Origin of the sequence: Mammaliicoccus sp. J-M40 (assembly GCF_022386395.1) — a bacterium.
GTDB lineage: Bacteria > Bacillota > Bacilli > Staphylococcales > Staphylococcaceae > Mammaliicoccus > Mammaliicoccus lentus.
In genome coordinates, this window is sequence record NZ_JAJNIQ010000002.1 from 299,925 (window position 1) to 326,917 (window position 26,993).

The 26,993-nt window shown below is 32.3% G+C and carries 20 protein-coding genes; 14 read left to right on the plus strand and 6 right to left on the minus strand.

Annotation, left to right across the window (positions count from 1 at the left end):
* The first annotated feature begins 73 nt into the window (after window positions 1-73).
* From addB to LQ688_RS04175, 6 genes are all read left to right on the plus strand, one after another.
* Window positions 74-3,547 carry a helicase-exonuclease AddAB subunit AddB gene (addB, locus tag LQ688_RS04150; RefSeq protein ID WP_064205096.1) on the plus strand — a complete coding sequence of 1,158 codons (3,474 nt, stop codon included), beginning with the start codon at window positions 74-76 and terminating at the stop codon, window positions 3,545-3,547.
* Window positions 3,547-7,185, plus strand: a complete 3,639-nt coding sequence (gene addA / locus LQ688_RS04155) for a helicase-exonuclease AddAB subunit AddA (protein ID WP_239752654.1) — start codon at window positions 3,547-3,549, stop codon at window positions 7,183-7,185. The genes addB and addA overlap by 1 nt, the downstream gene beginning before the upstream one ends.
* Window positions 7,185-8,312 (plus strand): DUF418 domain-containing protein, encoded by a 1,128-nt coding sequence (locus LQ688_RS04160; RefSeq protein WP_016999937.1) that lies wholly within the window; start codon window positions 7,185-7,187, stop codon window positions 8,310-8,312. Before addA ends, LQ688_RS04160 begins: the two co-directional genes overlap by 1 nt.
* 76 nt (window positions 8,313-8,388) lie before the next feature.
* Window positions 8,389-9,294: a fumarylacetoacetate hydrolase family protein gene (locus LQ688_RS04165; RefSeq protein WP_016999938.1), complete on the plus strand. Its 906-nt coding sequence runs from the start codon at window positions 8,389-8,391 to the stop codon at window positions 9,292-9,294.
* 240 nt (window positions 9,295-9,534) lie between these two features.
* On the plus strand, window positions 9,535-9,879 hold the full coding sequence (locus tag LQ688_RS04170; RefSeq protein ID WP_016999939.1) for a YisL family protein: 345 nt from the start codon (window positions 9,535-9,537) through the stop codon (window positions 9,877-9,879).
* Window positions 9,880-10,142: 263 nt separating this feature from the next.
* Entirely contained in the window at window positions 10,143-11,564 is a 1,422-nt protein-coding gene (locus LQ688_RS04175) for an alpha-amylase family protein (protein ID WP_016999940.1), read from the plus strand.
* 639 nt (window positions 11,565-12,203) lie between these two features.
* On the opposite strand, the gene LQ688_RS04180 is transcribed toward LQ688_RS04175, so the two are convergent.
* Genes LQ688_RS04180 through LQ688_RS04190 form a run of 3 tightly spaced genes read right to left on the minus strand, consistent with a single transcriptional unit; the run spans window position 12,204 to window position 15,211 of the window.
* Complete coding sequence (locus tag LQ688_RS04180) at window positions 12,204-13,535, minus strand: CoA-disulfide reductase (protein ID WP_070045161.1); 1,332 nt, start codon at window positions 13,533-13,535, stop codon at window positions 12,204-12,206.
* Between the two features lie 5 nt (window positions 13,536-13,540).
* On the minus strand, window positions 13,541-14,386 hold the full coding sequence (locus tag LQ688_RS04185) for a DegV family protein (protein WP_016999316.1): 846 nt from the start codon (window positions 14,384-14,386) through the stop codon (window positions 13,541-13,543).
* A gap of 12 nt (window positions 14,387-14,398) precedes the next feature.
* Window positions 14,399-15,211, minus strand: coding sequence for a Cof-type HAD-IIB family hydrolase (locus tag LQ688_RS04190; RefSeq protein WP_070045160.1), 813 nt, complete (start codon window positions 15,209-15,211; stop codon window positions 14,399-14,401).
* A gap of 119 nt (window positions 15,212-15,330) precedes the next feature.
* Between LQ688_RS04190 and LQ688_RS04195 the strand changes: the two genes are divergently transcribed.
* Complete coding sequence (locus LQ688_RS04195) at window positions 15,331-15,639, plus strand: metal-sulfur cluster assembly factor (protein ID WP_016999318.1); 309 nt, start codon at window positions 15,331-15,333, stop codon at window positions 15,637-15,639.
* 51 nt (window positions 15,640-15,690) lie between these two features.
* On the opposite strand, the gene LQ688_RS04200 is transcribed toward LQ688_RS04195, so the two are convergent.
* Entirely contained in the window at window positions 15,691-16,383 is a 693-nt protein-coding gene (locus tag LQ688_RS04200) for a Crp/Fnr family transcriptional regulator (RefSeq protein WP_064205092.1), read from the minus strand.
* 173 nt (window positions 16,384-16,556) lie between these two features.
* Between LQ688_RS04200 and clpB the strand changes: the two genes are divergently transcribed.
* Window positions 16,557-19,154 carry an ATP-dependent chaperone ClpB gene (gene clpB / locus LQ688_RS04205; protein ID WP_070045158.1) on the plus strand — a complete coding sequence of 866 codons (2,598 nt, stop codon included), beginning with the start codon at window positions 16,557-16,559 and terminating at the stop codon, window positions 19,152-19,154.
* A 53-nt stretch (window positions 19,155-19,207) separates the two neighbouring features.
* On the opposite strand, the gene LQ688_RS04210 is transcribed toward clpB, so the two are convergent.
* Entirely contained in the window at window positions 19,208-19,408 is a 201-nt protein-coding gene (locus tag LQ688_RS04210; RefSeq protein ID WP_016999321.1) for a YjzD family protein, read from the minus strand.
* Between the two features lie 183 nt (window positions 19,409-19,591).
* Here LQ688_RS04210 and LQ688_RS04215 point away from each other — a divergent pair, with 183 nt between their 5' ends.
* Both LQ688_RS04215 and fabF read left to right on the plus strand, forming a co-directional pair.
* Window positions 19,592-20,533 carry a beta-ketoacyl-ACP synthase III gene (locus tag LQ688_RS04215; RefSeq protein ID WP_064205090.1) on the plus strand — a complete coding sequence of 314 codons (942 nt, stop codon included), beginning with the start codon at window positions 19,592-19,594 and terminating at the stop codon, window positions 20,531-20,533.
* Window positions 20,534-20,547: 14 nt separating this feature from the next.
* Window positions 20,548-21,789, plus strand: coding sequence for a beta-ketoacyl-ACP synthase II (gene fabF / locus LQ688_RS04220; protein WP_070045157.1), 1,242 nt, complete (start codon window positions 20,548-20,550; stop codon window positions 21,787-21,789).
* A gap of 381 nt (window positions 21,790-22,170) precedes the next feature.
* On the opposite strand, the gene LQ688_RS04225 is transcribed toward fabF, so the two are convergent.
* Window positions 22,171-22,542, minus strand: a complete 372-nt coding sequence (locus LQ688_RS04225; RefSeq protein ID WP_064204847.1) for a DUF3899 domain-containing protein — start codon at window positions 22,540-22,542, stop codon at window positions 22,171-22,173.
* Window positions 22,543-22,923: 381 nt separating this feature from the next.
* Here LQ688_RS04225 and opp3b point away from each other — a divergent pair, with 381 nt between their 5' ends.
* From opp3b to LQ688_RS04245, 4 genes are read left to right on the plus strand one after another with little or no spacing between them, the layout of a single operon-like run.
* The gene (opp3b, locus tag LQ688_RS04230; protein WP_016999393.1) at window positions 22,924-23,850 is read left to right on the plus strand and encodes an oligopeptide ABC transporter permease; all 927 of its coding nucleotides are present in this window, start codon (window positions 22,924-22,926) and stop codon (window positions 23,848-23,850) included.
* Complete coding sequence (opp3C, locus tag LQ688_RS04235) at window positions 23,850-24,926, plus strand: oligopeptide ABC transporter permease (RefSeq protein ID WP_016999392.1); 1,077 nt, start codon at window positions 23,850-23,852, stop codon at window positions 24,924-24,926. Before opp3b ends, opp3C begins: the two co-directional genes overlap by 1 nt.
* 17 nt (window positions 24,927-24,943) lie before the next feature.
* Window positions 24,944-26,017: an ABC transporter ATP-binding protein gene (locus LQ688_RS04240; protein ID WP_016999391.1), complete on the plus strand. Its 1,074-nt coding sequence runs from the start codon at window positions 24,944-24,946 to the stop codon at window positions 26,015-26,017.
* On the plus strand, window positions 26,017-26,982 hold the full coding sequence (locus LQ688_RS04245; RefSeq protein WP_064211100.1) for an ABC transporter ATP-binding protein: 966 nt from the start codon (window positions 26,017-26,019) through the stop codon (window positions 26,980-26,982). Before LQ688_RS04240 ends, LQ688_RS04245 begins: the two co-directional genes overlap by 1 nt.
* Window positions 26,983-26,993: the final 11 nt, after the last annotated feature.

Below are 26,993 nucleotides of genomic sequence, written 5' to 3' on the forward strand. Positions count from 1 at the left end.
TATCTCAAACTAAGTAAGGTGTTATTTTTATGTTAAAATATAACTATTAGATTAAACGAGGGAGGTCGAATAAATGCAACTTAATGTATGGACTGGCCGAAGTGGTACCGGGAAAACACATCAGATGATAAAACAGATGACTGATGCAATGATACAAGATCCATTAGGCGATGACATTATCTTTTTAACACCTACGCAAAACACTTTTCAGTATGAACAAGCATTCGTTCGAAATCCGCAATTAAAAGGGAGTATACGAACTTCTGTATTTGGTTTTGAAAGATTAAGTTGGAGAGTATTAAGTGAAGAAGGCGGGTTAATTGAACAGCAAATTTCCGACGAAGCGTTAGCAATGCTGACTTATCACTTATTACATAAGAATAAAAAGCAACTGAACTTATATCAATCAACCATTCAACATTATGGCTTTAGTCATAAAATGATGAATGAAATTAAAGACTTTAAAAAATATAATGTTCAGCCAGAAGATATAGAATCTTATATTGAAAATGAAAAAAGTATTCCTAAGAGAATGCAAGATAAATTAAGCGATATTAAAACAATATATAAAGCATTAGAAGAACAATTAGATGGTCGTTACGTTCAAGCTGAAGATGTATTATACAAACTTATAAATAAAATCCCAGATTCAAATTATATTAAGCATGCTGATATTTATATAGATGGATTTCATAACTTTTCAACATTAGAATATAGAGTTATTGAAGCACTTGTGAAACATAGTCGTTCAGTAACAATTGGACTCACAACAGACGGGGATAAAGATCCATTTAGCTTATTCAGAAAGACATCAGAAACACTTAGTCATATTGAAGACATCGCTAAAGATTTAAATATAAAGATTCAGAATAAACATTTCACAACACAAGAACGTTTTAGTGAAGAAAGAGATTTAAGACATTTAGAAAATCAATTTGATGCAACATTACCAAATCAAATTGATAACGGTAATTTAAAAATTATTGAAGCTTCTAATATGCGTGATGAAGTACAATATGTAGCAAGAGAAATTTTGAGAAAGACGAGAGAAGAAGGTGTGTCTTTTAAAGATATAGCTATCCTTTATCGTGATCCTAGTTATGAACAACTCATTGAAACAGTATTGCCTCATTTTGATATCGCATATAATCATGATGCTAAAAAGAAAATGGCTTATCACCCATTTATAGAATGTTTAAGATCAATGTTAGAAGTGATTCAAAGTGGTTGGCAATTTGAACCTGTGATGAGAATGTTGAAGACTGGCATTTTAACAAGTCATATATCTGACGACTCATATTTAATTGATATACTGGAAAACTATGCTTTTGAACGAGGAATTTCAGGAAAAAGATGGACTAGTCCTGAATTTTTCACAGTTGAATCTTTTGAAAAATTAGGTAAAAAAACTTTAAAAAAAGATGGCGCGACATATTCAGAAGAAGATAAAGAAACGATTAAACGTGTTATTCATTTAAAAGAATATGTTGTAAAACAAATTGAAACATTAAATCAAACGCTTAAAGAAAGTGAAACGGTAGAAGCTTTTACAATGAGATTGTATGAAGTGCTTGAACAATTTGAGTTACCAACACATCTTATGACAATGAGAGATGAATTAGAACTTAAACAGCATTTTGAAGAAGCTGAACAAATAGACCAAGTTTGGCAAGGTACTATAAGAATATTTGATGATATTGTAGAAGTGTTAGGCGATGTGTCATTATCTCTAAATGAATTCATTGAAATATTAGATAGAGGTCTAGATGAATTAAACTTCTCAATGGTTCCTCAAACACTAGATGAAGTGACAGTAGGTAATATGGACTTAGCCAAAGTAGATAATAGCGATACTGTGTTTTTACTAGGCATGAATGATGGTGTATTACCAGCAGTTTCAAATCAAGTTATGTTGTTGACTGACGATGAGAAGAAAGCTTTAGCAGAAACAAGTGGATTAGAATTAAGCCCAACAAGTGACATTTTACAAATGGATGAAGCATTTGTTTGTTATATTGCAATGACGAGAGCAAAGCGTAATGTCGTCTTTACATATAGTTTAATGTCAGATGGTGGCGAAGTAAGAGACAAGAGTCCGTTTCTTAATACGATTCAATCACTGTTTACAGACTTAGAAGTAGAATCACTCAAAGCGAGTGTCGAAATAGAACCTATACAGTTAATGGAACATGAACACCAAAGTCAAATTCATATATTCCAACACTTAAACGATTATTTGAATGATGAAATAGTAAACGATATTTGGCTAGATGCTTTTAAAGCTGTACAAGAAATGCATCATCTAGATTCAACGATAGAATATCTAACTTCAGCATTAACTTATAAGAATGATTCTGTTCAGCTCAATACTGAAGTTTCAGAGTCATTATATGGCGAAAAAATTAACGCAAGTGTTTCTAGGTTCGAATCTTACAATAATTGTCCATTCCAACATTTTGTTCTGCATGGTTTAAGATTGAACGAGCGATCTAAATATCAAATACAAAGTGTAGATATCGGGAATATTTTCCACCAAACATTGAAATACATTTCTGACGAAGTTAATGGCGATTTTAGTAAATTATCTGCACAAGCGATGACGAAATTAATCAATGAAGCAATTGATGAGAGCTTACCAAAAATTCAGTTTGATGTTTTACATCGAACAGCTCACTATCGATATTTGAAATTGAGAATTCAAAATATCCTTAAATCAACACTTGAGGCGATGAAGTATCAAACAAGTAACTCTAAATTTAGAGCATATCAGTTTGAACTTAATTTTGGTGCGACTTCTAAACATGAACTGAAGACTACGCCTTTAAAAACTAATAGAAATATTCCAATTCAAATAAGAGGGCAAATCGACAGACTAGATGTATTCAAGAGTAGAGAGCGTGATTATGTTTCAATTATTGATTACAAATCCTCTGAAACGAGCCTTGATTTAACTAAAGTATTGTATGGTAAACAAATGCAAATGTTTACTTATTTGGACGTAGTATTGCAAAATAAAGAGCTATTAAACTTAAGCGAAAATGTTTCACCTGGAGCGTTGCTTTATTTCCATGTACACGAACCTAGACTTAAAGCTACAAACTGGGGTGAAATACCTGAATTAACAGATGTTAACAAACAAACATTAGAAAAATTCAAAATGGATGGTTATGTTAATAGAAATCCAGAAGTTGTAGATGCGCTAGACAGTAAGCTATTAGACGAACTTAAATCAGATATGATACCAGTTACTAAGAAAAAAGATGGCGACTTAAATAAAAATAGTAAAGCGCTAGACGAAGAACTTTTCTATAAATTAATTAATAAAAATAGATCTAACTTCGTAGAAACTGCCTCACAGATTATGGATGGGCACACAGAAGTAGCTCCGATTGAATATAGAGGAGAACTACCTTGTAGATTCTGTGAATTTAAGTCAGTTTGTCATATCGATCCTATTACGGACGCACATCAATATAGAAGAATTGATCATACTTTAAGTAAAGATGAACTTATAAATATGTTAAGAGAGGAGGAAGAAGACGAATGATATCTATTCCCAAAAAGCCACATGATGCACAATGGACTGATGATCAATGGAATGCAATATACTCTGAAGGTCAAGATATACTTGTAGCCGCTGCAGCCGGAAGCGGTAAGACAGCTGTACTTGTGGAACGCATCATTCAAAAAATCATGCGTAATAAACAAGATGTTAATAGATTGTTAGTCGTTACTTTTACAAACGCAAGTGCTAGAGAAATGAAAGCGAGAGTAAATGCCGCTATTCAAAAAGAAAGTACTAAACATCCAGAAGATGAGCATTTAAAATCACAAAGAATTAAAATTCACCAAGCACAAATATCGACACTTCACAGCTTTTGTTTATCTCTTATTAAAGCTCATTATGATGAGATTGATATTGATCCAAACTTTAGAACAGCTAACGAAGTTGAAGGAATAGTGCTTTTAGAACAAGCGATTGATGATGTATTAGAAAGTTATTATGAAAAAAATGAACAATCATTTATAGATTTAGTTGAACATCTATCGAATGACCGTTCAGACGACCAACTTCGAACAATTGTGAAAAGTTTATATCGATTTAGCATTGCGCATGCTAAACCTTTTGAATGGTTAGATTCATTAGATGAACCATATTACAACTTAAATCAAGATCATTTATACTTTCAAATGATGGATGAAATGATAAAAAGGAAATTAAACAGTGCTAAAAATGTTCTATATCAATCTATAGATTGTTATCAAAATTTAAATGCTGTTGATGCGCACATGACATATCTTGAAGGAGAGCGTGTGTGGATTGATGAAGTAATCGAAGGAACAAAATCATTAGAGAGTATTAGCAACGATTTGAAAAAGAAAAAAATACCTATGAACTCTAGCAAAGTTAAAAAGGAAAATGAAGGCGACGAACAACTACTTGAATTAGGGAAAGATTATCATAAAAAATATATTAATGAGTTAAACGACTTGAACAATAACTATTTAAGTCGAGAAAGAGATTATTTAATCCAAGATATGCAAAGTATCGCACCTCGTGTTGAAATACTTGCTGAAGTGACTAAAGATATTATTCGATACTTTAGAAAACTGAAACAAAATAAACATATTATAGATTTTTCAGATTATGAACATTTAGCGTTAGATATTTTAACAAATGAAGATGGAGAACCTTCTGAAATAGCTCTACAATACAGAGAACATTTCGAGGAAATACTTGTCGATGAATATCAAGACACGAATAGAGTACAAGAAGCTATCATTAATTGTATAAAAACAGGTGACGAATCCAATGGTAATTTATTTATGGTTGGTGACGTTAAACAATCAATTTATAAATTCAGACAAGCAGAACCTGAGTTGTTTATAGAAAAATATAAACGCTTCAATTCTGATGGAAATGAAACTGGAAAAGTTATAGATTTATCTAAAAACTTTAGGTCTAGAAGAGAAGTGTTAGATAATACCAATTTTATCTTCTCTCATATGATGGACGAAGAAGTTGGGGAAATAGAATATAACGATGAAGCTAAACTTTATTATGGTGCAGGTTATGACGAGCAAGAAACACCATTAGAAATGGATATTTTAGTTGAAGAATCCTTTGAAGAAACAGATAATAATTTAATTGAAGCTAAACATGTAGTAGAAAAAGTCCAATATATACTGGAAAATAAAAGTGTTTATGATAGGAAAACGAAAGAATATAGACCTGCAACTTATAAAGACATCGTCATTTTAGAACGTGGTTACGGAAATGCTATGCATTTACAACAAGTGTTTAAAGACGCTAATGTTCCATTTTATGTTCAAACTAAAGAAGGTTATTTTGAACAAAATGAAGTTAGATTAATGCTTTCGTTCTTAAGAGTTATCGATAACCCGTTACAAGATAAATATTTAGTCGGACTTATGCGTTCTGTTGCTTTTCAATTTAAAGAAGATGAATTAGCAGAAATAAGAAATAAAGCACCACAAGAAGTCTATTATCTAGATTCTATACATCAGTATGTTAAGCACCCAGAAGCAGACGAGCAACTTGTAGAAAAACTCAATCAATTTTTATCTCAGCTTAAAGGTTACCAAACGTTAAGTAAGTCCATACCTGTGTGGCAATTATTAGATCAGTTATATAACGATTATTATTTGATAGCATATTATAGTGGTCTAACAGGTGGAGTTCAGCGTAGACAGAACTTATACGGTTTACTGAATAAAGCGGTACAATTTGAAGCTTCAAGTCTTAGAGGGATATTCCAATTTATTCGTTTTATTGATGAACTAATTGAACGTGGACAAGATTTTGGCCAAGAGAGTGTTATCGGTCCTAACGATGATGTTGTAAGGATGATGACAATTCATAGTAGTAAAGGGTTAGAATTTCCATTTGTTATTTATTCAGGTACGAAAAGAGAGTTTAATCGTAAAGACTTAAGTAAGCCCGTTATATTAAACAATCGATATGGTATGGCGTTAAATTACTATGATGTTGAGAACGAAATAATCTATCCATCACTTGCTTCGATTATTTTCAAAAACATTAATGAAACTGAAATGATTTCAGAAGAAATGAGATTAATTTATGTTGCATTAACTAGAGCGAAAGAAGGTCTATATTTAATTGGTCGCGTTAAAAATGAAGAAGCAATAGATAAGTTAGGTCTTATTCAAGCGAACCAACATGGTATGTTGGACCCTGGCTTCAGAATGAGCGCTAAATCTCCATTTGATCTAATTGGTACAATATTAGCAAAGTCAAAACAAAAAGGCCTATCTAATGCTATTCCATTTACAACTGATCAAAGTGAAAAATTTAATATAAACATCATTAAAGAAGAAGAAAATGTAGACGAAGATATTGCAGATGAAGATAAACCAACATTAGAAAACTTATTAAACTATAGACCTTCAGATAAGAAGGATCAAATATTAGAACAAATTAGTTATGAATATCCAAATAAAGATTTATTAAATATTGCCGCTAAACAGTCAGTTTCTGAAATAAAGCGTCAAAAAGAAACAGAGGAAGCGGGGACCGACTATCAAATTGTAAGACAATATCAAGTTGGTGTTAGGTCTTATGATCGACCTAAATTCTTATCAAAAGAAAAACGGGATAGTGCTGAAATTGGTACATTAATGCATGCAGTAATGCAACATCTTCCACTTCAAAAAGGTGGTTTAAAAGAGGATGAAATAAAACCATTTGTACAATCATTAATTGATCAAGGAGTGTTACCAGAAGATGCAATCGGTGATTTAAGGTTAGATCTTGTTCATGCATTTACACATTCCAATTTATATGAATGTTTAGTAGATGCAGATAAAGTTATAAGAGAAGTACCATTTGTAGTTGGCCAAAATGATATTGATCAAGATGTTAAGTTAAATATTAAACAAGATGATAATAAACCAATTATCCAAGGGATGATAGACTGTATTTTTATCAAAGATGGGAAAGTTTCATTTATAGACTATAAGACAGATGCATTTATTGTACGTCGAGGAAAAACTAAAGAAGAAGTAGCAGAAACAATGATGAAGAAATATGAAGTACAAATGCAATACTATAAAAAAACATTAGAAACAATTTTACAACAACCTGTTGAAGGATATTTATATTTCTTCCAATATGGTACGAAACACATCAAGGAGAGCAATTAATGGCGAAAGAAAGAATATTTAGTATAGATGCGTTGAGAGGTTTTAGCTTACTAGGGATTATATTAATGAACATTTTAACATTTGCATATCCTTATCAAGTGATTAATCCATTTGAGTTTTTCCAACATCAAGACGGGGCTTTGTTTAAAGTAAGTTCATTATTTATTATTGCTTCATTTTATCCAATATTTGCGTTTTTATTTGGATATGGTTTATCAATTATGTACGATAATAGTATAAAAAGAAATATTGATTATTATCCAATGATTATAAGAAGATTACTATTCTTACTGTTGCTAGGTGTTATTCATGGTATTTTTCTATTCTATGGAGACATACTCGCAACATATGCTTTACTTGGTTTTATAGCGATTATATTTGTTAGACTAAAACCAAGTTATTCATTAGTAGGGTTATCAATAGGTTTCGGCATACTTGCGCTATTGTATATCTTACCTATGGTGTTATTGCAAGATGTTGCAGAACTAGAAAATTTTGTTGGTTTACAAGAATTAGAACGTGTAAATAACATATTAATAAGTAGTGATTATTTATCAATTATGGGATTTAATTTAAAATATTTTGGTATGAATATTTTAAATGTTATTTTAGTAGGACCTTTTAGTATTTTACCTATAATGCTATTTGGTATTTATGCACATAAGAGTAATTGGTTTAACAAAATTACACAACATAAAAATCTCTATATTATCGTAGGAATAGTGGTATTTATTTTAGGACTATGTGTTAAAATGATTCAAATTATGCTTGCTGGTTCAACAATTTCACAATTAATCAGTCAAATGTTAGGTGGACCGATTGTAGCATTGAGTTATATTATCTTCTTCGTATTATTGTGTGAAGATAAAACAGTTCGAAAAATATTATCACCACTTCAAAATATAGGTAAATTAAGTTTAACAACTTATATTACACAAAGTATTATTTGTATGTTTATATTTTATGGCATTGGTTTTAGTTTATACGGTAAATTATCAGTATCTACAATTTATCTGATTGCACTAGCTATATTCGCTGTACAATTGGTTGCAAGTCATTTTTATTTAAAAAAATTCAAGCAAGGACCAATTGAAAAAGTATGGAGAAAAGTAACATATTTAAAATAATAGTTTGAAAATAATGCGATTTATCAAAAAATTCGGTATAATGGGTCACAAGAACAAGAAGGAGCTGACAGAGTGGATGAAATTTTTAACTTTTAAATATAACGATATTACTTCATATGGTGTTAAAGTAAAAAGAGAAGATGCAGTATGGGATTTACGCAAGGTGTTCCAAGACTTTGGAGAAGAAAAATTTAATCCAAAAACATTATTAGAAGGCTTACAAGAAAATGTTAATGTTGATTTTCAAGAAGCGGTAAGAAAAGCTGTAGTTAATGTAGAAGAAACTGCTCAAAAAGCCGATTATAAATATAGCTTTGAAGACATTGAGTTTTTACCACCCGTTACGCCAACAAATAATGTGATTGCTTTCGGACGTAATTACAAAAAACACGCTGAAGAATTAAATAATGAAGTAAATAGATTATATGTATTTACTAAAGCAGCATCATCATTAACTGGTGATAATGCAACAATTCCAAATCACCAAGATGTAACAGAAAAATTAGATTACGAAGGTGAACTAGGAGTTGTAATAGGTAAATCAGGAGAAAAAATACCACGCGGTTTAGCATTAGACTACGTATATGGTTATACGATTATTAATGATATTACTGATAGAAAAGCTCAAAAAGAACACGATCAAGCATTCTTATCTAAATCATTAACAGGCGGTTGCCCAATGGGTCCATATATCGTAACTAAAGATGAGTTACCAATGCCAGAAGACGTAAACATTGTTACGAAAGTAAATAATGAAATTAGACAAGATGGCAATACAAACGAAATGATTTTAAAAATTGACGAATTAATCGCAGAAATTTCTAAATATGTTGCGTTACATCCTGGAGACATTATTGCTACAGGAACGCCAGCAGGTGTTGGCGCTGGTATGAATCCGCCACAATTCTTACAACCAGGTGATGAAGTAAAAGTAACGATTGATGGTATCGGTACTTTAACAACATTTATAAGCGAAAAATAATTTATAAATACTGGCATAGAGTCTGGGACATAATTAATGTCTCAGGCTCTTATTATTTATAATGGTAATCGAAATTTTAAAGATTTTTGTTAAATTCGAATTTCATGAAATTTAATTTTGTATAAAATGTGAATTATAAGTGAAATTTAAATAAGGACGCTAAATTTTAGATGTTTCTTTTAGTTCCTATGTTATAATGCTTATTGGAATAGAAATATTAATATTTAGGGGGAACTTAAATTGACACATTTCCATATTTTTAGTTGGTTAGTAACAATTATTTTATTCTTCGTAGTCTATGTTAAAGTTACAAATAAACCAGTTCATATGGTCTTAAGATTGTTTATGGTATTTACACTTGTTTCTGGTGTTGTATTATTTATTCAAGCTATGGGTATCGACGGCATGCTATACGGTATTAAATTATTATTAGGACTTATCGTAATTGGCTTAATCGAAATGACTATTGCTAAAAAGAAAAAGAACAAAAACAGTCAAGGTTTCTTAATAGCCACAATTATCGCTATGGTACTTACAATTCTACTTGGTAGTTACTTACCAATGGGCGTATTACATTTCGGATAATTTTATTTAAAAGAGGCTGGGACATAAGTACATGTCTCAGCCTCATTTATTATAATGGCAGGAGCTGACTGGATTGAAAATACGCTTATATCAAGCTTTTTTCAACCCTAGTCATCCTTCCCGGGGTGGGACTACGAAATCTATTTATTAAAATGAGATTTCTATCCTACTCCCTTTTTTTATGACAATTTCATGATGGGCTATCAGTAAAGTAAACGTTTTAGTATAATAGAGATAATTGGGTAATAAAGAGGGTTGAGTATATGAAAAAATGGACAAAGTTAGTTTTAAGTGTCATGTTAATGGCGCCAATTTTTAGTGGATATGTTTTTGCTGAAGAAGAAGAATATGAAGATGTAAAATATCCTAGAATATATAGTTTAGTCGTAGATAGATTTATGAACGGCAACAATGAGAATAATAAAATGATAAAGAATAATGATAAATCTAACGATCTTCCTTTAGGTGGGGACTTTCAAGGAATATCATCTAAACTAGAATATATACATGATATGGGATTTAATACGATACATATATCGCCAGTATTTGAACACGATAAAAATGACTTTTTAGGTTATAAAGTAAAGAACTATGATGGTATTGATAAAGTGTTAGGTGGGGAGAAAGCCTTTAAATCACTAATCGATAAAATACATCAAAAAGATATGGAAATTGTAGTAGATATGCCTGTTACTTATACGTCAGAATTCAATAAATCTATTGATGGCGATTTAAATAATATACAAAAATCATATTTCAAAGATGATAAATTTATAGATTTAAAAGATCCTGAAAACCAAGGACTTTATAAAGCAAAAGTAGAATCTTTTGTTGAAGAATATCAAGTTGATGGGGTATCTATGAATATTGTTCAAGATGGTATAGATGCAGAAGAGTTTATACCTGAAGGTGTTGAATCTTACGGTATTATCAATAAAGACGGTATAAAAGCTAACAACTTTACACATTTATCATCAAATAACATGAGAACCTCTTTGCAAGACGCTTTTAAAAATGTAAATACTGATATACCTACATATAATAAAAGTAATGAAGTACTAATGGCAGATACTTGGTTCACAGAACGATTTACTAAACATGCAGCTGATGAAAATATGTTCCCTGGCACACGTATAAAACAATTAATGACTTATATGTGGGGATATAAAGGCCCAATTATGATGAATTACGGGACTGAAATAGCTGCAAACGGTAGTAAAATAGAAACAATCAACCAACTGCAGAACTTTAGAACGGATAAAGAAGTAGTAGAATACTTAGAAAAGGTTTCAAATACTTTTAAACAGTATCAAGAATTATTTGAAGGAACAGTTAAAGTATTACCTCATGATAAAGGAACGATGTTGTATTATTATGATACAAATACAATAGATTATATTCTTAATGTTAATGACTCAAGCAAATCTAAAAAAGTAACAATATCAGGGGAAGATATTGAAAAAAATAAAATGCTTTCTGGATTAATTGTAGGAGATAACATTAAGAAGAAAAACAATGAATATAATTTGATAACTGATCGTGAAGAAACAGAATTATACGCGATAATAAAAGAGCGAGGTTTAAATAACACTTACTTCGTAGCTGCAATAATGGTTGTCGTATTATTTGGTTTATTTATATATTTAGTATCCCGAAAAAGTAAAAAACAAAAAATGAATAAATAAATTTAATAAGAAAAAGGACCTTTACGTTTGCGAATCCAAACGAAAAGGTCCTTTTTAATGTATATATTTGTATGTATTGAATAACGAGGTAAAAAGTCGGGTGATGTAGTGAACGAAGTATAAGGTAGGGCGTAGTTATGGTGTTGTTGTGATATTATTGTTGACACGTTTTGCAAGAAGGGACAATAAGAATGTCGTTGTTGACACGTTTGGTGAGAAGTGACAATAAGAGTACCCGAATGTTGCAAGACGAGTCACACGTGCAACAAAGCACCCCCGAATATTGCAAGACGATGTCCACGTGCAACAAAGCACCCCCGAATATTGCAAGATGCGCTCCACGTGCAACAAAGCACCCCCGAATATTGCAAGACGCGCTCCACGTGCAACAAAGCACCCCCGAATATTGCAAGACGATGTCCACGTGCAACATAGCGCCTCCGAATATTGCAAGACGCGCTCCACGTGCAACATATCCTCCATATTATAAGCGATTTATATCCCGACTCAAATATATAACCACATCGCTATAATATAAAACCCCCCACTAAAGTGCAGTTATACTAACTTTAGTGGGGGATAACGTGTTTATTTAAATTTTATTAATCATCATACGCTCGATTAATTCGCTCTAGTTACTTATTTATTTTGTGCTTTGTATCCTATCATATTCACGATATCTTTTGGACTAGAGAAAGGTGGGGCATATGCAATTTCAATTTCTTTTAATTCATCTACTGTTAAACCACCGATAATAGCTGTTGAGAGAATATCGATTCGTTTATCGGCTCCGTCTTTACCAACCGCACAAGCTCTTAATATTTTACGAGTTTCTTTATCGAAATAAACGCGCAATGTTAGTGGTTCAGCATTTGGGTAATATCCTGCATGCTGTTTTTGAGTTTGTTCTACTACTGAATAATCGTATTGTTTTAATTCCGCTTCAGTAACACCGACACTTGCTAATGCATAATTAAAGAAGCGAACGATATTCGTACCTAAAAGGCCTTTAAATGAAGCTCTATCATTCTGTTTATTAATTTGTAAGTTTTCAGCAATCAATCCTGCCGCTCTATGCGCACCCCATGCTAGTGTGATACTTGTACGTTTTTTAGTATGGCGATAAAATGTTTCGATGACATCACCAAGCGCATATACATCTTGAACATTTGTTTCGAAAAATTCATTTACTGGAATATATCCTTTATCGTTTAATTGAACTGAGGAGGACTGTAACCAGTCGCTATTAGGTTTAATACCAACTCCAGCAATGATTAAATCGTATTCTTCTACTTTTCCAGATTTAAATGATACCGTACGATCTTCTACATTTGTTACTTCTTCATTTAAACGGTAATTGATAGCGCGATCTTCAATTTCATCAAATATAGATTGGTTCAAGTCTTTATCCATACTTTTATTAATATGATCGCTTCTGTGAATCCAAGTAACATCAATACCTCTGTAATAAAGATTTTCTAATATTTCTAAACTGACATAACCTGCACCAATTATAAGAGCAGATTGAACATTTTTTTCTTCTATAAATTGTTCGATTTTATCAGTATCTACTAAATTTCTTAACGTAAATAATCTATCAGATTGAACAGGTAGTTGATTAGCTCTACATCCTGGACTTAATATAAGCTGGTCATATTTATCTTCGAATGTTTCGCCTGTTTCATGATTTTTAATCGTAATTGTTTTTTCTTTATCATTTAAAGCAATGGCTTCATGAAAAGTTTTTACGGTTATATTTTTCTTTTCTTTGAATTGTTCTGGTGTTGCAGATAACATGTAATCTCTATCTTCAACGACTTGACCTAAATAATAAGGTAAACCGCAATTAGCGAAGCTCATGTCTCTATCTTTTTCGTATACGACGATTTCACTTTCATTATCAAGTCTTCTAATTTGTGATGCGACAGTTGCGCCACCAGCAACAGCACCTATAACTATAATTTTATTCATGTCGGTCACTCCTTATAATAGAAAATGGCAACAGTACCACTTCCAGTATGTGAACTAATAACAGGACCAATGTCAGATATATTAACATCTTTTGGTTTTAATGATTCGACCATTAATTCTTTGATTTTCTCCGCTTCTTCTAAATCATCAGAATGTGTTATATAAATAGTTTGATCACTATAATCGCTATTTTCGTTTTTCATTTTTTCAATTATCGCATGCCATAACTTTTTTGAACCGCGATACTTTTCAATTGGTACAAGTTTACCTTCTTCAACATGGAGTAATGGTTTAATGTTTAGTAATGTACCTAAAAATGCTTGTCCTTTAGATAATCTACCACCACTTGCTAAATATTTTAAATCCTTAACAGTAAATAAATGTCTAATTTTTTCCAGTTTGTTTTTAATATATTCATCAATTTCTTCAAATGAATAATCATGATTAATTTTATCTTGCACATCTAAAATCATTTTACCAAGACCCATAGAAGCACTTAATGTATCATAAATTGTAAGGTCTAAATCAGGATATTCATCTTTGATTTGTTCTTTGACTAAACATGCTGTTTGATATGTACCACTTAAAGCACTGCTGAATGCTAAGTAAATAGCTTTTTCTTTCTTTTCTGCTACTTCAGTGAAAACTTTAGTCATCTGTTCCATAGTTGCTTGGTTTGTCTTAGGGTGTTTATTTTCTTTTATAGCTGCTAATACTTCATCATTAGATATTTCATATTGATCGACTTTACTTTCATCATCAATCACGATACCGTATGGTAAAAAGTAAAAATCATGCTCTTTAATTTGTTCTAATGTTAAATCAGAACCACTATCAACTATCATTTTCATTTATATAACCCCCTACATATTTAAATCAAAATAATTATTTAAGTATTTTCCAATACCATCAGCATTATTCGTGTCTGTAACGTCATTTGCTATTTCTTTTAATTCAGGTATCGCATTTCCCATAGCCACACCATAGTTAGCAAATTGTATCATTTCATAATCATTATCTTCGTCTCCAAAAGCGATAATATTATCAAAATCAATGTCTAAATATTCAGCGACATATTTTACAGCTTTCCCTTTATTAATTCCTTTTTTAACGATTTCAATTACAGGGAAGGGTGCACCCCAACGACGATGTTCTATATGTTCAGCATAATATTTGCTTAAATGTCTTTTAATTCGAGGAATCTCGTCATCTTCCGCTTGTATTAATAAACTTGTCGGAGATTCAGGTAATAATTTATCTAGTTCTCCATATTTGATTTCTGGGTCGCCCATGCTAAAACCTTCGAATAAAGTTTGATCATAGTTATTAATATAAACTTGATCACGCACTTCAGCGATTATATTTTTTATATTTAATTTACTCACATCGTTGAAAATTTTTGTCGCAATTCGAGCGTCTAATTGTTCATGTACGGGTTCGAAACGATTGTCATGAGGATGATGAATAAGTGCGCCATTAAAATTGATGATAGGTGTATTCATCTGCATAGCATTATAATAATCTATACTCGCTCGATATGGTCGACCAGTGGAAATGATAATTTCATGACCAGATTTCTTTAAATATTGTAATACCCTCTTGGTATAAGTTGGGATTTTCTTTTCATCTGTTAATAAAGTACCGTCTAAATCTAAGCAGATTAAATGTTTGTCCATACCGATAACTCCTATCTTTTTTTCTATCTTCTTACACTATAATATCATATCATTTTCTTTATCGTACGCTTTAAATTTGATATATTATATATAGTAACTTTTAGAATGAGGTGAAAAACATGGAAGAAGCAATGAAAGAAAGCATCTTAGGAGCATTGGAGAATGTTATTGACCCAGAGCTTGGAATTGATATCGTTAACTTAGGTCTTGTTTATAATATTGATTTAGACGACGAAGGATTATGTACAGTAGAGATGACATTAACTTCAATGGGTTGTCCAATGGGGCCGCAAATCGTTGATATGGTTAAAACAGCATTAGCTGAATTACCTGAAATCAAAGAAACTGAAGTAAATATTGTTTGGACACCACCTTGGGATAAAGACAAAATGTCACGCTATGCTAAAATAGCACTGGGCGTTAGTTAATATTATAAAAGAAAAACAGGCTGAGATATATAAATGTCTCAACCTGTTTTTTTATTCTATTCTACAAATAGATAGGGGACAATTATCGCAGTTAATAGCGTTTTTTAAATAATTTAAATCTTTAATGATAATCGTTTTATGTTTAACAGATACAATATTTTCTTTTTTTAAATGACTTAACATACGATTAACGCTTTCTCTTGTGACATTACAAAAATTCGCTAATTCATGATTAGTTAATTCGACATTTATTAATATGCCTTCTTCATCTGCGACACCATAAGTATTTGCTAGTTTAATAAGAACAGAATAGAATCCTCCTGTTTTGCCAAGTGTATAAATATCTCTAATTTGATATTCATGTTTTTCATTTTCGTTTTGCACCCATAGCAACCATTCATATTTAAGCACTTCGTCATTTAAAATAGCTTCTTCAAAATCTTTTTTCGGTAATTTAATAATGGTTGCATTTTCTTTTGTTTTTGCGGATAGAGTGTGAGTCTTTCTGCCACAAAATAGTGTAGTAGAACCGAATATGCTCCTCGGACCAATTAATTTCGTGTTGAACTCTTTTCCATCTTCCATAATACGGTGAAGAATAACTTTTCCTTCAATTACAACATAAATGTGATTACTTAGGTCTCCAGAATGGTATATATAATTGTGAGCATTAAAATGCATACGCTGACCATGAGATATAATATACTCAATTACTGAAGTTGCTTCTGTGTATGTCGTTTGCAAATGATCACTTCCCGTAAGTATTATTCAATTGTATTTTACCATATAATGTAATTGTAAAGGTTGGAAAATTTAAAAGCTTTATATTTGTCAAAGAAGGTCAAACAGTATATAATAAAAATAGGTCAAAGATAGTCAAACTATATTGACCGTTAAAAATTAAAGAGGTGATACATTTGGATATTAATCAAATGACATATTCAGTGCAAAGTGTTATTGAAAAAGCACAACAATTATCTCAATCTCAACAACTACAAAATATTGAAATCGAAGCTGTATTATTATCAGCATTAAATGAAGACGAAAGTATTTTTAAAAGAACTTTAGATAGAGCAAATATTGATACAGAAGATTTGGAAAAAGCATATAATAAGAAATTAAATCAATATTCTGTAGTGAAAGGTGACAATATTCAATACGGACAATATATTTCACCTAAACTAAATGAGTTATTTAATAAAGCAGATAAAATTAAAGAAGAAATGCAAGATGATTTCATGTCTATGGAACATCTATTAAAAGCAGCAATTGAAGTTGATCAAACGACTCAAGAATTTGTCGGAAACAAAAAGGAAGTTGTAAACGAAATTATAAATAAAATCAGGGGAGGAAATCGAGTGACATCACAAAATCCAGAAGTACAATATGAAGCATTATCAAAATATGGAAGAGATTTAGTAGAAGAAGTCAGAAAAGGCAAAATGGATCCAGTTATCGGAAGAGACGAAGAAATTAGAAATACTATACGAATTTTAAGCCGTAAAACTAAAAACAACCCAGTATTAATCGGTGAACCAGGTGTAGGTAAAACAGCAATCGTTGAAGGGTTAGCTCAACGTATTGTAAAAAGAGACGTTCCTGAATCACTTTTAGATAAAACAATTTTTGAATTGGACTTATCAGCATTAGTAGCTGGTGCAAAATATAGAGGTGAATTTGAAGAAAGATTGAAAGCTGTCTTGAAAGAAGTTAAAGATTCTGAAGGGCGGATTCTATTATTCATCGACGAAATCCACATGTTAGTCGGCGCTGGTAAGACAGAAGGTGCTATGGACGCAGGTAACATGTTAAAACCTATGCTTGCTAGAGGTGAATTACATTGTATTGGTGCAACAACTTTAAACGAATATCGTCAATACATTGAAAAAGATTCTGCATTAGAACGTAGATTCCAAAAAGTAAATGTTAGTGAACCAGATTTAGAAGATACAATTTCTATTTTAAGAGGTTTAAAAGAAAGATATGAAGTTCACCATGGTGTTAGAATCCAAGATAGAGCAATAGTGGCAGCAGCAGAATTATCTGATCGTTATATTACGGACAGATTTTTACCTGACAAAGCGATTGATTTAGTAGACCAAGCATGTGCAACAATTAGAACTGAAATGGGATCTAATCCAACTGAATTAGATGCTGTAAATCGTCGTGTAATGCAACTTGAAATTGAAGAAAATGCATTAAAATCTGAATCAGATCAAGCAAGTCAAATAAGATTAGAAGAACTTCAAAAAGAACTTGCTGATGAAAAAGAAAAACAACAGCAATTACAAAGTAAAGTTGAAGAAGAAAAAGAACAAATTAAATCATTACAAGATAAAAGAGCAGAATTAGATGAAAGTAAAAAAGCATTAGAAAATGCAGAAAATCAATATGATTTAGGTAAAGCTGCTGAACTTAAACACGGTAAAATACCACAAATTGAAGCGGAATTAAGAGAATTAGAAGATAGTTTCGCTGAAGAAAATGGCGCTGACCATGATCGTTTAATAAGAGAAATCGTAACTGACGAAGAAATCGGTTATATCGTAAGCCAATGGACAGGTATACCTGTATCGAGATTAGTAGAAACTGAAAGAGAAAAACTTCTAAAATTGTCTGATATTCTACATGAACGTGTAGTAGGTCAAGATGAAGCAGTTGATTTAGTAGCGGATGCAGTAGTAAGAGCTAGAGCAGGTATTAAAGATCCAAACAGACCTATCGGTAGTTTCTTATTCTTAGGACCAACAGGGGTTGGTAAGACAGAACTTGCTAAAACATTAGCAGCAACATTGTTTGATTCTGAAAAACATATGATTCGAATTGATATGAGTGAGTACATGGAGAAACATTCTGTCGCTAGATTAATTGGTGCGCCTCCAGGTTATGTAGGATATGAAGAAGGCGGTCAATTAACTGAAGCTGTTAGAAGACAGCCATATTCAGTAATACTACTAGACGAAATTGAAAAAGCGCATAATGACGTATTTAACGTGTTACTACAATTATTAGATGAAGGTAGATTAACTGACGCAAAAGGAAGAAGTGTTGACTTTAAAAACACAATTATTATTATGACAAGTAATATTGGTTCTCAATTCTTATTAGATGGCGTAACTGAATCTGGAGAAATTGAAGAATCAGCTAAAAAACAAGTAACAGATAGTTTACATGCTCATTTCAAACCGGAAATCCTAAATAGAATGGATGACATTGTATTATTCAAACCATTGTCTGTTAAAGATATGAGCTTTATCGTTGATCACATTATCACTAATTTAAATATTAGATTAACAGATCAACATATTAAGATAAATGTAGATCAAGATGTTAAAGAATGGATTGCAAAAGAAGCATACGAACCACAATTTGGTGCAAGACCATTGAAACGATTTGTTCAAAGACAAATTGAAACACCTTTAGCTCGACTAATGATTGGTAAAGAATTAAAAGAAGGTACTCAAGTTAACGTGCATCTTGAAAATGAAGAAGTAAAATTTGAAGTAAATGAATAATTAATAAAAAGTCCCACCAATAAATTGCATTGGTGGGATTTTTTGATGTAAAATTATTGGTGATCAACCTGTTCTTTAGGTTCAGATTTGCCTATTGTTAGGCTGAATAATATAACTACAACTGTAAAAACGATAGCATAAATAGTAGGGTTAAGAACGTTAATAGATGCTTCAGAACCGCCTAAACTATGTAATACAAAGTTAATCATTTGTGATAACAAGAATGCCCATATAAACGTCATAATATAATGCATATCTTTTCCTCCGTTACATTTAGTATCATACATTTCATTATAATTAACTTTTTATAAAATGTATACCTTTAATCATGAAAACGATTTAAATATTTGGGTAAAGTTAATTGACTTGTATGTAATAGTAAAAGTATGATAAATTAGTACCTGATAATAATAACAGATTATAAGTAGGTGTCTCTAATGGATATTGGTATAAAAGGTTTTGGTGCATATTCACCAGAACGTGTAGTAACAAACGCACATTTTGAAAGCTATTTAGATACTTCAGATGAGTGGATTAGAAAAATGACAGGTATTAAAGAAAGACGTTTTGCTGCGGAGGACGAAGATACAAGTGATTTAGCATATGAAGCTGCAGTGAGAGCTATTGAAGATTCTGGTCTTGATAAAGATGAAATTGAAATGATTATAGTTGCTACTTCTACTGGAGATAAACCATTTCCAACTGTAGCTACAACATTACAAAAAAGATTAGGTTTAAATAAAATCCCTTCAATGGATCAATTAGCAGCATGTACAGGCTTCATTTATGGAATTGTTACAGCTCAACAATTTGTTAGTTCGGGACTTTATAAAAATGTCTTAGTAGTAGGTGCTGATAAATTAACAAAAATAACAGACATGAATGATCGTAGCACAGCGATTCTTTTTGGAGATGGAGCTGGAGCAGCTGTCATTGGAGAAGTGTCTGAAGGAAGAGGTATACTCGGTGTTGAATTAGGTTCTGATGGGAATGGAGGACCATATTTATACCAAGATATGGACGCTAATACGATACAAATGAACGGCCGTGAAGTATTTAAATTTGCAGTGAGAATTATGGGGGAAGCATCTACTAAAGTTGTAGAAAAAGCAGGTCTTGAACCAGAAGATGTTGATATGTTTGTGCCTCACCAAGCGAATATTAGAATTATGGAGTCAGCAAGAGATCGATTAGGTATTGAGAAAGAAAAAATGAGTGTAACTGTTGATAGATATGGCAATACTTCAGCAGCTTCAATACCCTTAAGTATTGCATATGAAATAGAACAAGGTAAAATAAAAGATAATGATACTTTAGTCCTAGTAGGATTTGGTGGCGGCCTAACTTGGGGTGCCATAACGTTACGCTGGGGTAAATAGGAGGAAATTTAATAATGACAGAAAAAAAACGTGTTGTAATGACTGGTTTAGGAACGTTAAATCCTTTGGGTAATGACGTCCCTACAACATGGAAAAATGCAATCAACGGCGAAAACGGAATAGATAAAGTCACAAGAATTGATGTATCTGAATTTCCAGCTAAATTAGCAGGTGAATTAAAAGACTTCGATATTGAAAATCACATTCCTAAAAAAGAATACCGTAAGATGGATAGATTTACTCAATATGCGATTGTAGCTGCACGTGAAGCTTTAAAGGATTCTAAATATGAAATTACTGATGAGAATAGCAACCGTGTAGGAGTATGGATTGGTTCTGGTATAGGTGGTATGGAAACTTTCGAATACTCTCATAATATGTTGTTAAAACGTGGACCAAAACGTGTAAGCCCATTTTTCGTACCTATGATGATTCCAGATATGGCTACAGGACAAGTTTCTATTGATTTAGGAGCTAAAGGGCCAAATGGTTGTACTGTTACAGCATGTGCTACAGGTACAAATTCAATTGGTGATGCTTTCAAAATCATTCAACGTGGAGATGCTGATGTTATGATAGCTGGTGGAACAGAGGCACCAATTACTGAAATGGCTATGGCTGGTTTCAGTGCTAACAAAGCATTATCTACTAATCCAGATAGAGACTCAGCATGCCGTCCATTCCAAGAAGGAAGAGATGGATTCATTATGGGAGAAGGCGCTGGAGTTGTTGTATTAGAGTCATTAGAATCAGCTAAAGCTCGTGGGGCTCATATTTATGCTGAAGTTGTTGGCTACGGTTCAACAGGTGATGCATACCATATTACAGCACCATCTCCAAATGGTGAAGGCGGTGCTAGAGCAATGCAAGCGGCTATTGAGGATGCAGGTATTAAAGCCGCAGACATTCAATATTTAAATGCTCATGGTACAAGTACACCAATTGGTGACTTATACGAGGTATTAGCAATCAACTCTACGTTTGGCGAAGCAGCTAAAAACCTTAAAATAAGTTCTACAAAATCAATGATGGGTCATTTATTAGGCGCAACAGGAGCAGTAGAAGCTATTTTAACAGGCTTATCTATACAAAATGGTATCGTTGCACCAACAATAAATGCAACTTCACCAGACCCAGAAATTAACTTAGATATTACACCTAATGAAGCGGCTAATTTAGACATTGAATATGCAATGAGTAACAGCCTAGGATTTGGTGGACATAACGCAGTATTAATCTTTAAAAAATTTAAATAAAATAAGAAGCTGAGACATTTTTAACGAATGTCTCAGCTTTTTTGTGGATAATGTTTATGAATGTTGCAAGACGAGGTCCACGTGCAACATAGAAGGTCAAAATGTTGCAAGACGAGATCCACGTGCAACATACGAGGTCAAAATGTTGCAAGACGAGGTCCACGTGCAACATAGAAGGTTATAATGTAGCAAGACAGAGTCCACGTGCAACATAGAGCTTAACAGCTGTTTACTAACATTATAATGAAACAGGCTGAGACATGATTTTGTCCCAGCCTGTTTTTTACTTGTGTGTTGAACTTTTGGCGCACTCTACATAAGGAAGCGCACTAGACAACTTACGGTAATTTATTGACCATATTAATTAACACGAACAATCAGCTAAACTAAAAATCCTATTATAATAGATATGATAAAAAATACAGTACTAACAACAACAAACGGTATCACCCAATCATATACATTTCTTTCTTTAAGATTTATATCCTTCATATTTGGATTCATTACTTCATCGTCTTCTAAATATGATTGTGAAGCTTTAGATTTCATGTGAAAGTTAAATTTACGTATTGCTTGTCTAGATACTTCTCCAACACCATCCTGTTTCATTGCAATAAGCCAACTAACTGCAAATAAAATAGTCATCATATAAAAGAAAATATTACTCGCTTGATCTAAATCCTTCATAAATACTAAACATAAAATTAAAAATATGCCTATGTAACTGAAGGTAAAAATACTCCAAAATTTCATAATTACCTACCTCTAACGTTAAGAATTAATTGTATTATAACAGATTGAAAAATATTTTTTATATTTTAAGAAACTTAATAAAAATATTTGTGTAATTTTACATATGTATATTTTATGTATGCAAATACATATAAATTAATCCTTTACTTGTAAAAATAGGTAATTATTATACTAGTATTGTATATTTATACCTATAAAATGAATAATTGCTTCGCGTTGTCGCTTTATTGTGATAAAACAACAAGTAGATATTGGGTAATGCTTATTCAAAATTCAGAATATTCGTGTTGATTTAAGTTGAATAAATTCTGTATAATGTATATAAATATTTCTGAATATTAAAAGAAATATGAATTCGATAAGGGGATTGGAGGCAAAACAATGGTTAAGTACACTTTGAAACGTATTCTTTATATGTTCATATCATTGTTTTTAATTATGACGATAACATTTTTCTTAATGAAATTGTTACCGGGTTCACCGTACAACGATGAGAAATTATCAGAAGAACAAAAAGTTATTATAAACGAAAAGTATGGTTTGAATGATCCTGTATCAGTACAGTATGCAAATTACCTAAAAAATGTAGCTAAAGGTGATTTCGGTATTTCATTCCAATACGATAACAGAGAAGTTTGGAGTTTAATAAAACCAAGACTAGGACCCTCTGTTGAAATGGGTACATACGCGATGATTTTAGGTACAATTACCGGACTATTGCTCGGTATAGTGGCCGCAATCAAGCAAAATACGATTATTGACTATGGAGCAACCTTCTTATCAGTTATTTTCATTTCGGTGCCGTCATTCGTTCTGGCAGTGTTGCTACAATATGTATTTGCTGTTGAATGGCAAATCTTCCCTGTAGCAGGTTGGAGTGGATTTATGACTGCAGTGTTACCATCCTTAGCTTTAGCAGCAGGTGTAACAGCAACAATTGCACGTTATATACGTTCTGAAATGATTGAGGTATTGGGCTCTGATTACATAGAATTAGCGAGAGCTAAGGGGATGTCCAGTTCAAGAGTAATATTCGGACATGCTGTACGTAATGGTTTAATTCCAATTATTACAATTATTGTTCCAATGTTAGCTGGGATTTTAACTGGTACATTGACAATTGAAAACATCTTTGGAGTGCCAGGACTAGGTGACCAGTTCGTACGTTCAATTCAAACGAATGACTATCCAGTTATTATGGCATTAACATTACTATTCAGTTTCTTATTTATAATTTCAATCTTTATTGTAGACGTATTGTATGGTCTTATTGACCCTAGAATTCGTGTTGAAGGAGGTAAAAAATAATGGCTAATAACGATCATGAGAAAGATAAATTAAACAATAGCGGTTATGACAATGCCTCAATCACACATTCTACACAAGGGGTGCCGGCTGAAAAGTTTGTTCTTCACGGTAGAGACAAAGTGGTTGAAGAGAAATTTGAAAGAAAGAGTCGTACATTCTGGCAAGATGCTTGGGCTCAACTAAAAAGTAATAAATTAGCAGTAATTGGTTTAATAGGGTTAGTATTACTTACTTTATTATCACTAGTTGGTCCACTTATGAATGATCATAAGTTTAGTGACCAAAACGTGTCACACGCTAACTTGCCACCAAAAATACCAGTATTAGATCAAGTTCCTTTCTTGCCATTTGATGGTACAGATAGAGACGGCTTCGATGTTTACGAAGGATCTAATGTAAATGAGAACTATTGGTTTGGTACAGATGAATTAGGACGTGACTTATGGACACGTACATGGAGAGGTACGCAAGTATCATTATTCATCGGTGTAATAGCAGCAGCATTAGATATATTTATTGGGGTAATATACGGTGCTTTATCTGGCTACTTCGGTGGTAGGACGGATGATATCATGCAACGTATTGTTGAGATATTATCTTCAATTCCAAACTTAATTGTTGTTATCTTGTTCGTGTTATTATTCGATCCGTCAATGTGGACAATTATTTTAGCCATGTCCGTTACAGGTTGGCTAGGTATGAGTCGTATTGTTCGTGGACAATTCTTAAAACTTAAAGAACAAGAATTCGTAATGGCTTCAAGAACATTAGGGGTATCAAATTATAAATTAATCTTTAAACATATTTTGCCAAACACACTTGGACCAATTATTGTAACGTCAATGTTTACAGTACCAAGTGCAATATTCTTCGAAGCATTCTTAAGCTTTATTGGTCTCGGTATACCAGCACCACAAGCATCATTAGGTTCTCTAGTTGATACAGGAAGAAAGATGTTATTGATCTTCCCACATGAACTATTTGTTCCAGCTGTGGTATTAAGCTTATTAATCTTATTCTTCTATCTATTCAGTGATGGTCTAAGAGATGCCTTTGACCCTAAAATGCGTAAATAATAAGGAGGAAATGAATTATGGCTAAGAGAATTTTAGAAGTAAATAACTTAAAAGTTTCCTTCGACATTGACGCGGGGGAAGTACAAGCAGTTAGAGGTGTAGATTTTTATCTTGATAAAGGTGAAACACTCGCAATTGTTGGTGAATCTGGTTCGGGAAAATCAGTTACTACAAAAGCTTTAATGCAATTACTACCAAGTAAAGTAGGCAGAATAAAAGAAGGTTCTATTTTATTTGATGGTAAAGATTTAGCGAAGTTAGAAGAAAAAGAAATGCAAAAAATCAGAGGTAAGGAAATAGGGATGATTTTCCAAGATCCAATGACTTCATTAAATCCAACTATGAAAATAGGAAAGCAAGTTATGGAACCTCTTATTAAGCACCAAAAATTATCTAAAAGTGATGCTAAGAAAAGGGCATTAGATATTTTAGATTTAGTTGGATTGCCTAACGCAAAGAATCGTTTTAATAATTTCCCACACCAATTTTCAGGTGGACAAAGACAACGTATTGTTATTGCAACGGCATTGGCTTGTGATCCAAAAATACTCATAGCGGATGAACCTACAACTGCTTTGGACGTTACTATACAAGCTCAAATATTAGAGTTGATGAAAGAGTTACAACATAAGATTGATACATCAATTATTTTTATCACCCATGACTTAGGTGTTGTGGCAAACGTAGCTGATAGAGTGGCTGTAATGTATGGTGGACAAATTGTAGAAACAGGTTCAGTAGATGAAATTTTCTATAATCCGAAACATCCGTATACTTGGGGGCTTCTATCTTCTATGCCAAGCCTTGAAACATCTCATGAAACAGAGTTGCTTGCAATTCCTGGTACACCACCAGATTTAATAAAGCCGCCTGTAGGAGACGCGTTCGCTAGGAGAAGTGATTATGCACTGGATATCGACTACAAGGAAGAACCGCCATGGTTCCAAGTTTCACCTACACATTTCGTGAAATCTTGGTTGTTAGATGAAAGAGCACCAGAAGTAGACTTACCAGAAGCGGTTAAAAATAAATTAAAAGAAACACCTGACCAGTTTGATAAGCCGAAGCGTGTAGAAAGGGTGACGTTCTAATGGCTGAGAAAAAAGAAATATTAATCGACGTACAGAATTTGAAACAATATTTCAACGAAGGCAAGAAAAATGAAGTAAAAGCAGTAGATGATATTTCATTCCAAATATATCGTGGTGAAACATTAGGTTTAGTAGGGGAGTCTGGTTGTGGAAAATCCACAACTGGACGAACACTTATTAAATTACATGATGCAACGGATGGAAAAGTTATATTTGATAATGTTGATATTCAAAACATCAAAAAACGTAAAGATTTATTAAAGTTTAATCGACGTATGCAAATGATTTTCCAAGATCCATATGCGTCTTTAAATCCAAGATTAAAAGTAATGGATATTATTGCTGAAGGATTAGATGTACATAAATTAGTTTCTAGCAACGAAGAACGAAAAAAGCGTGTTTACGAATTGTTGGAAACAGTAGGTTTAAATAAAGAACATGCAAATAGATATCCACATGAATTCTCTGGCGGACAAAGACAGCGTTTAGGAATAGCACGTGCTTTAGCAGTAGAACCAGAATTTATTATAGCAGATGAACCTATTTCAGCTTTAGACGTTTCAATTCAAGCACAAGTTGTAAACTTAATGCAAAGATTGCAAGAAGAAAAAGGAATTACATTCTTATTCATCGCGCATGATTTATCAATGGTTAAATATATATCAGATAGAATCGGTGTTATGTACTTTGGTAAATTAGTTGAACTTGGACCATCAGATCAAATATATAAACATCCACAACATGAATATACTAAATCATTATTGTCAGCTATTCCATTACCAGATCCAGAATCTGAAAGAACAAGAACAAGATCATCATACGATCCTGACGTACATCAATATACTGATGATGAAGAGCTAGAATTGAGAGAAGTAGGGCCGGAGCATTACGTATATTGTTCTGAGAAAGAATTTGCTAAGAAAAAAGAAAATTACAACAAGACATTTAATTTATCAGAAGCATAATATGTACTAAT

Bases quoted from the DNA above. Each gene is read 5' to 3' on its own strand.
- LQ688_RS04175 (WP_016999940.1), top strand. From the start codon at position 10,143: ATGAAAAAATGGACAAAGTTAGTTTTAAGTGTCATGTTAATGGCGCCA.
- fabF (WP_070045157.1), top strand. From the start codon at position 20,548: ATGACAGAAAAAAAACGTGTTGTAATGACTGGTTTAGGAACGTTAAAT.
- LQ688_RS04245 (WP_064211100.1), top strand. From the start codon at position 26,017: ATGGCTGAGAAAAAAGAAATATTAATCGACGTACAGAATTTGAAACAA.
- addB (WP_064205096.1), top strand. From the start codon at position 74: ATGCAACTTAATGTATGGACTGGCCGAAGTGGTACCGGGAAAACACAT.
- LQ688_RS04160 (WP_016999937.1), top strand. From the start codon at position 7,185: ATGGCGAAAGAAAGAATATTTAGTATAGATGCGTTGAGAGGTTTTAGC.
- LQ688_RS04240 (WP_016999391.1), top strand. From the start codon at position 24,944: ATGGCTAAGAGAATTTTAGAAGTAAATAACTTAAAAGTTTCCTTCGAC.
- LQ688_RS04195 (WP_016999318.1), top strand. From the start codon at position 15,331: ATGGAAGAAGCAATGAAAGAAAGCATCTTAGGAGCATTGGAGAATGTT.
- LQ688_RS04215 (WP_064205090.1), top strand. From the start codon at position 19,592: ATGGATATTGGTATAAAAGGTTTTGGTGCATATTCACCAGAACGTGTA.
- LQ688_RS04185 (WP_016999316.1), bottom strand. From the start codon at position 14,386: ATGAAAATGATAGTTGATAGTGGTTCTGATTTAACATTAGAACAAATT.
- opp3b (WP_016999393.1), top strand. From the start codon at position 22,924: ATGGTTAAGTACACTTTGAAACGTATTCTTTATATGTTCATATCATTG.
- LQ688_RS04190 (WP_070045160.1), bottom strand. From the start codon at position 15,211: ATGGACAAACATTTAATCTGCTTAGATTTAGACGGTACTTTATTAACA.
- LQ688_RS04180 (WP_070045161.1), bottom strand. From the start codon at position 13,535: ATGAATAAAATTATAGTTATAGGTGCTGTTGCTGGTGGCGCAACTGTC.
- LQ688_RS04225 (WP_064204847.1), bottom strand. From the start codon at position 22,542: ATGAAATTTTGGAGTATTTTTACCTTCAGTTACATAGGCATATTTTTA.
- opp3C (WP_016999392.1), top strand. From the start codon at position 23,850: ATGGCTAATAACGATCATGAGAAAGATAAATTAAACAATAGCGGTTAT.
- LQ688_RS04210 (WP_016999321.1), bottom strand. From the start codon at position 19,408: ATGCATTATATTATGACGTTTATATGGGCATTCTTGTTATCACAAATG.
- LQ688_RS04165 (WP_016999938.1), top strand. From the start codon at position 8,389: ATGAAATTTTTAACTTTTAAATATAACGATATTACTTCATATGGTGTT.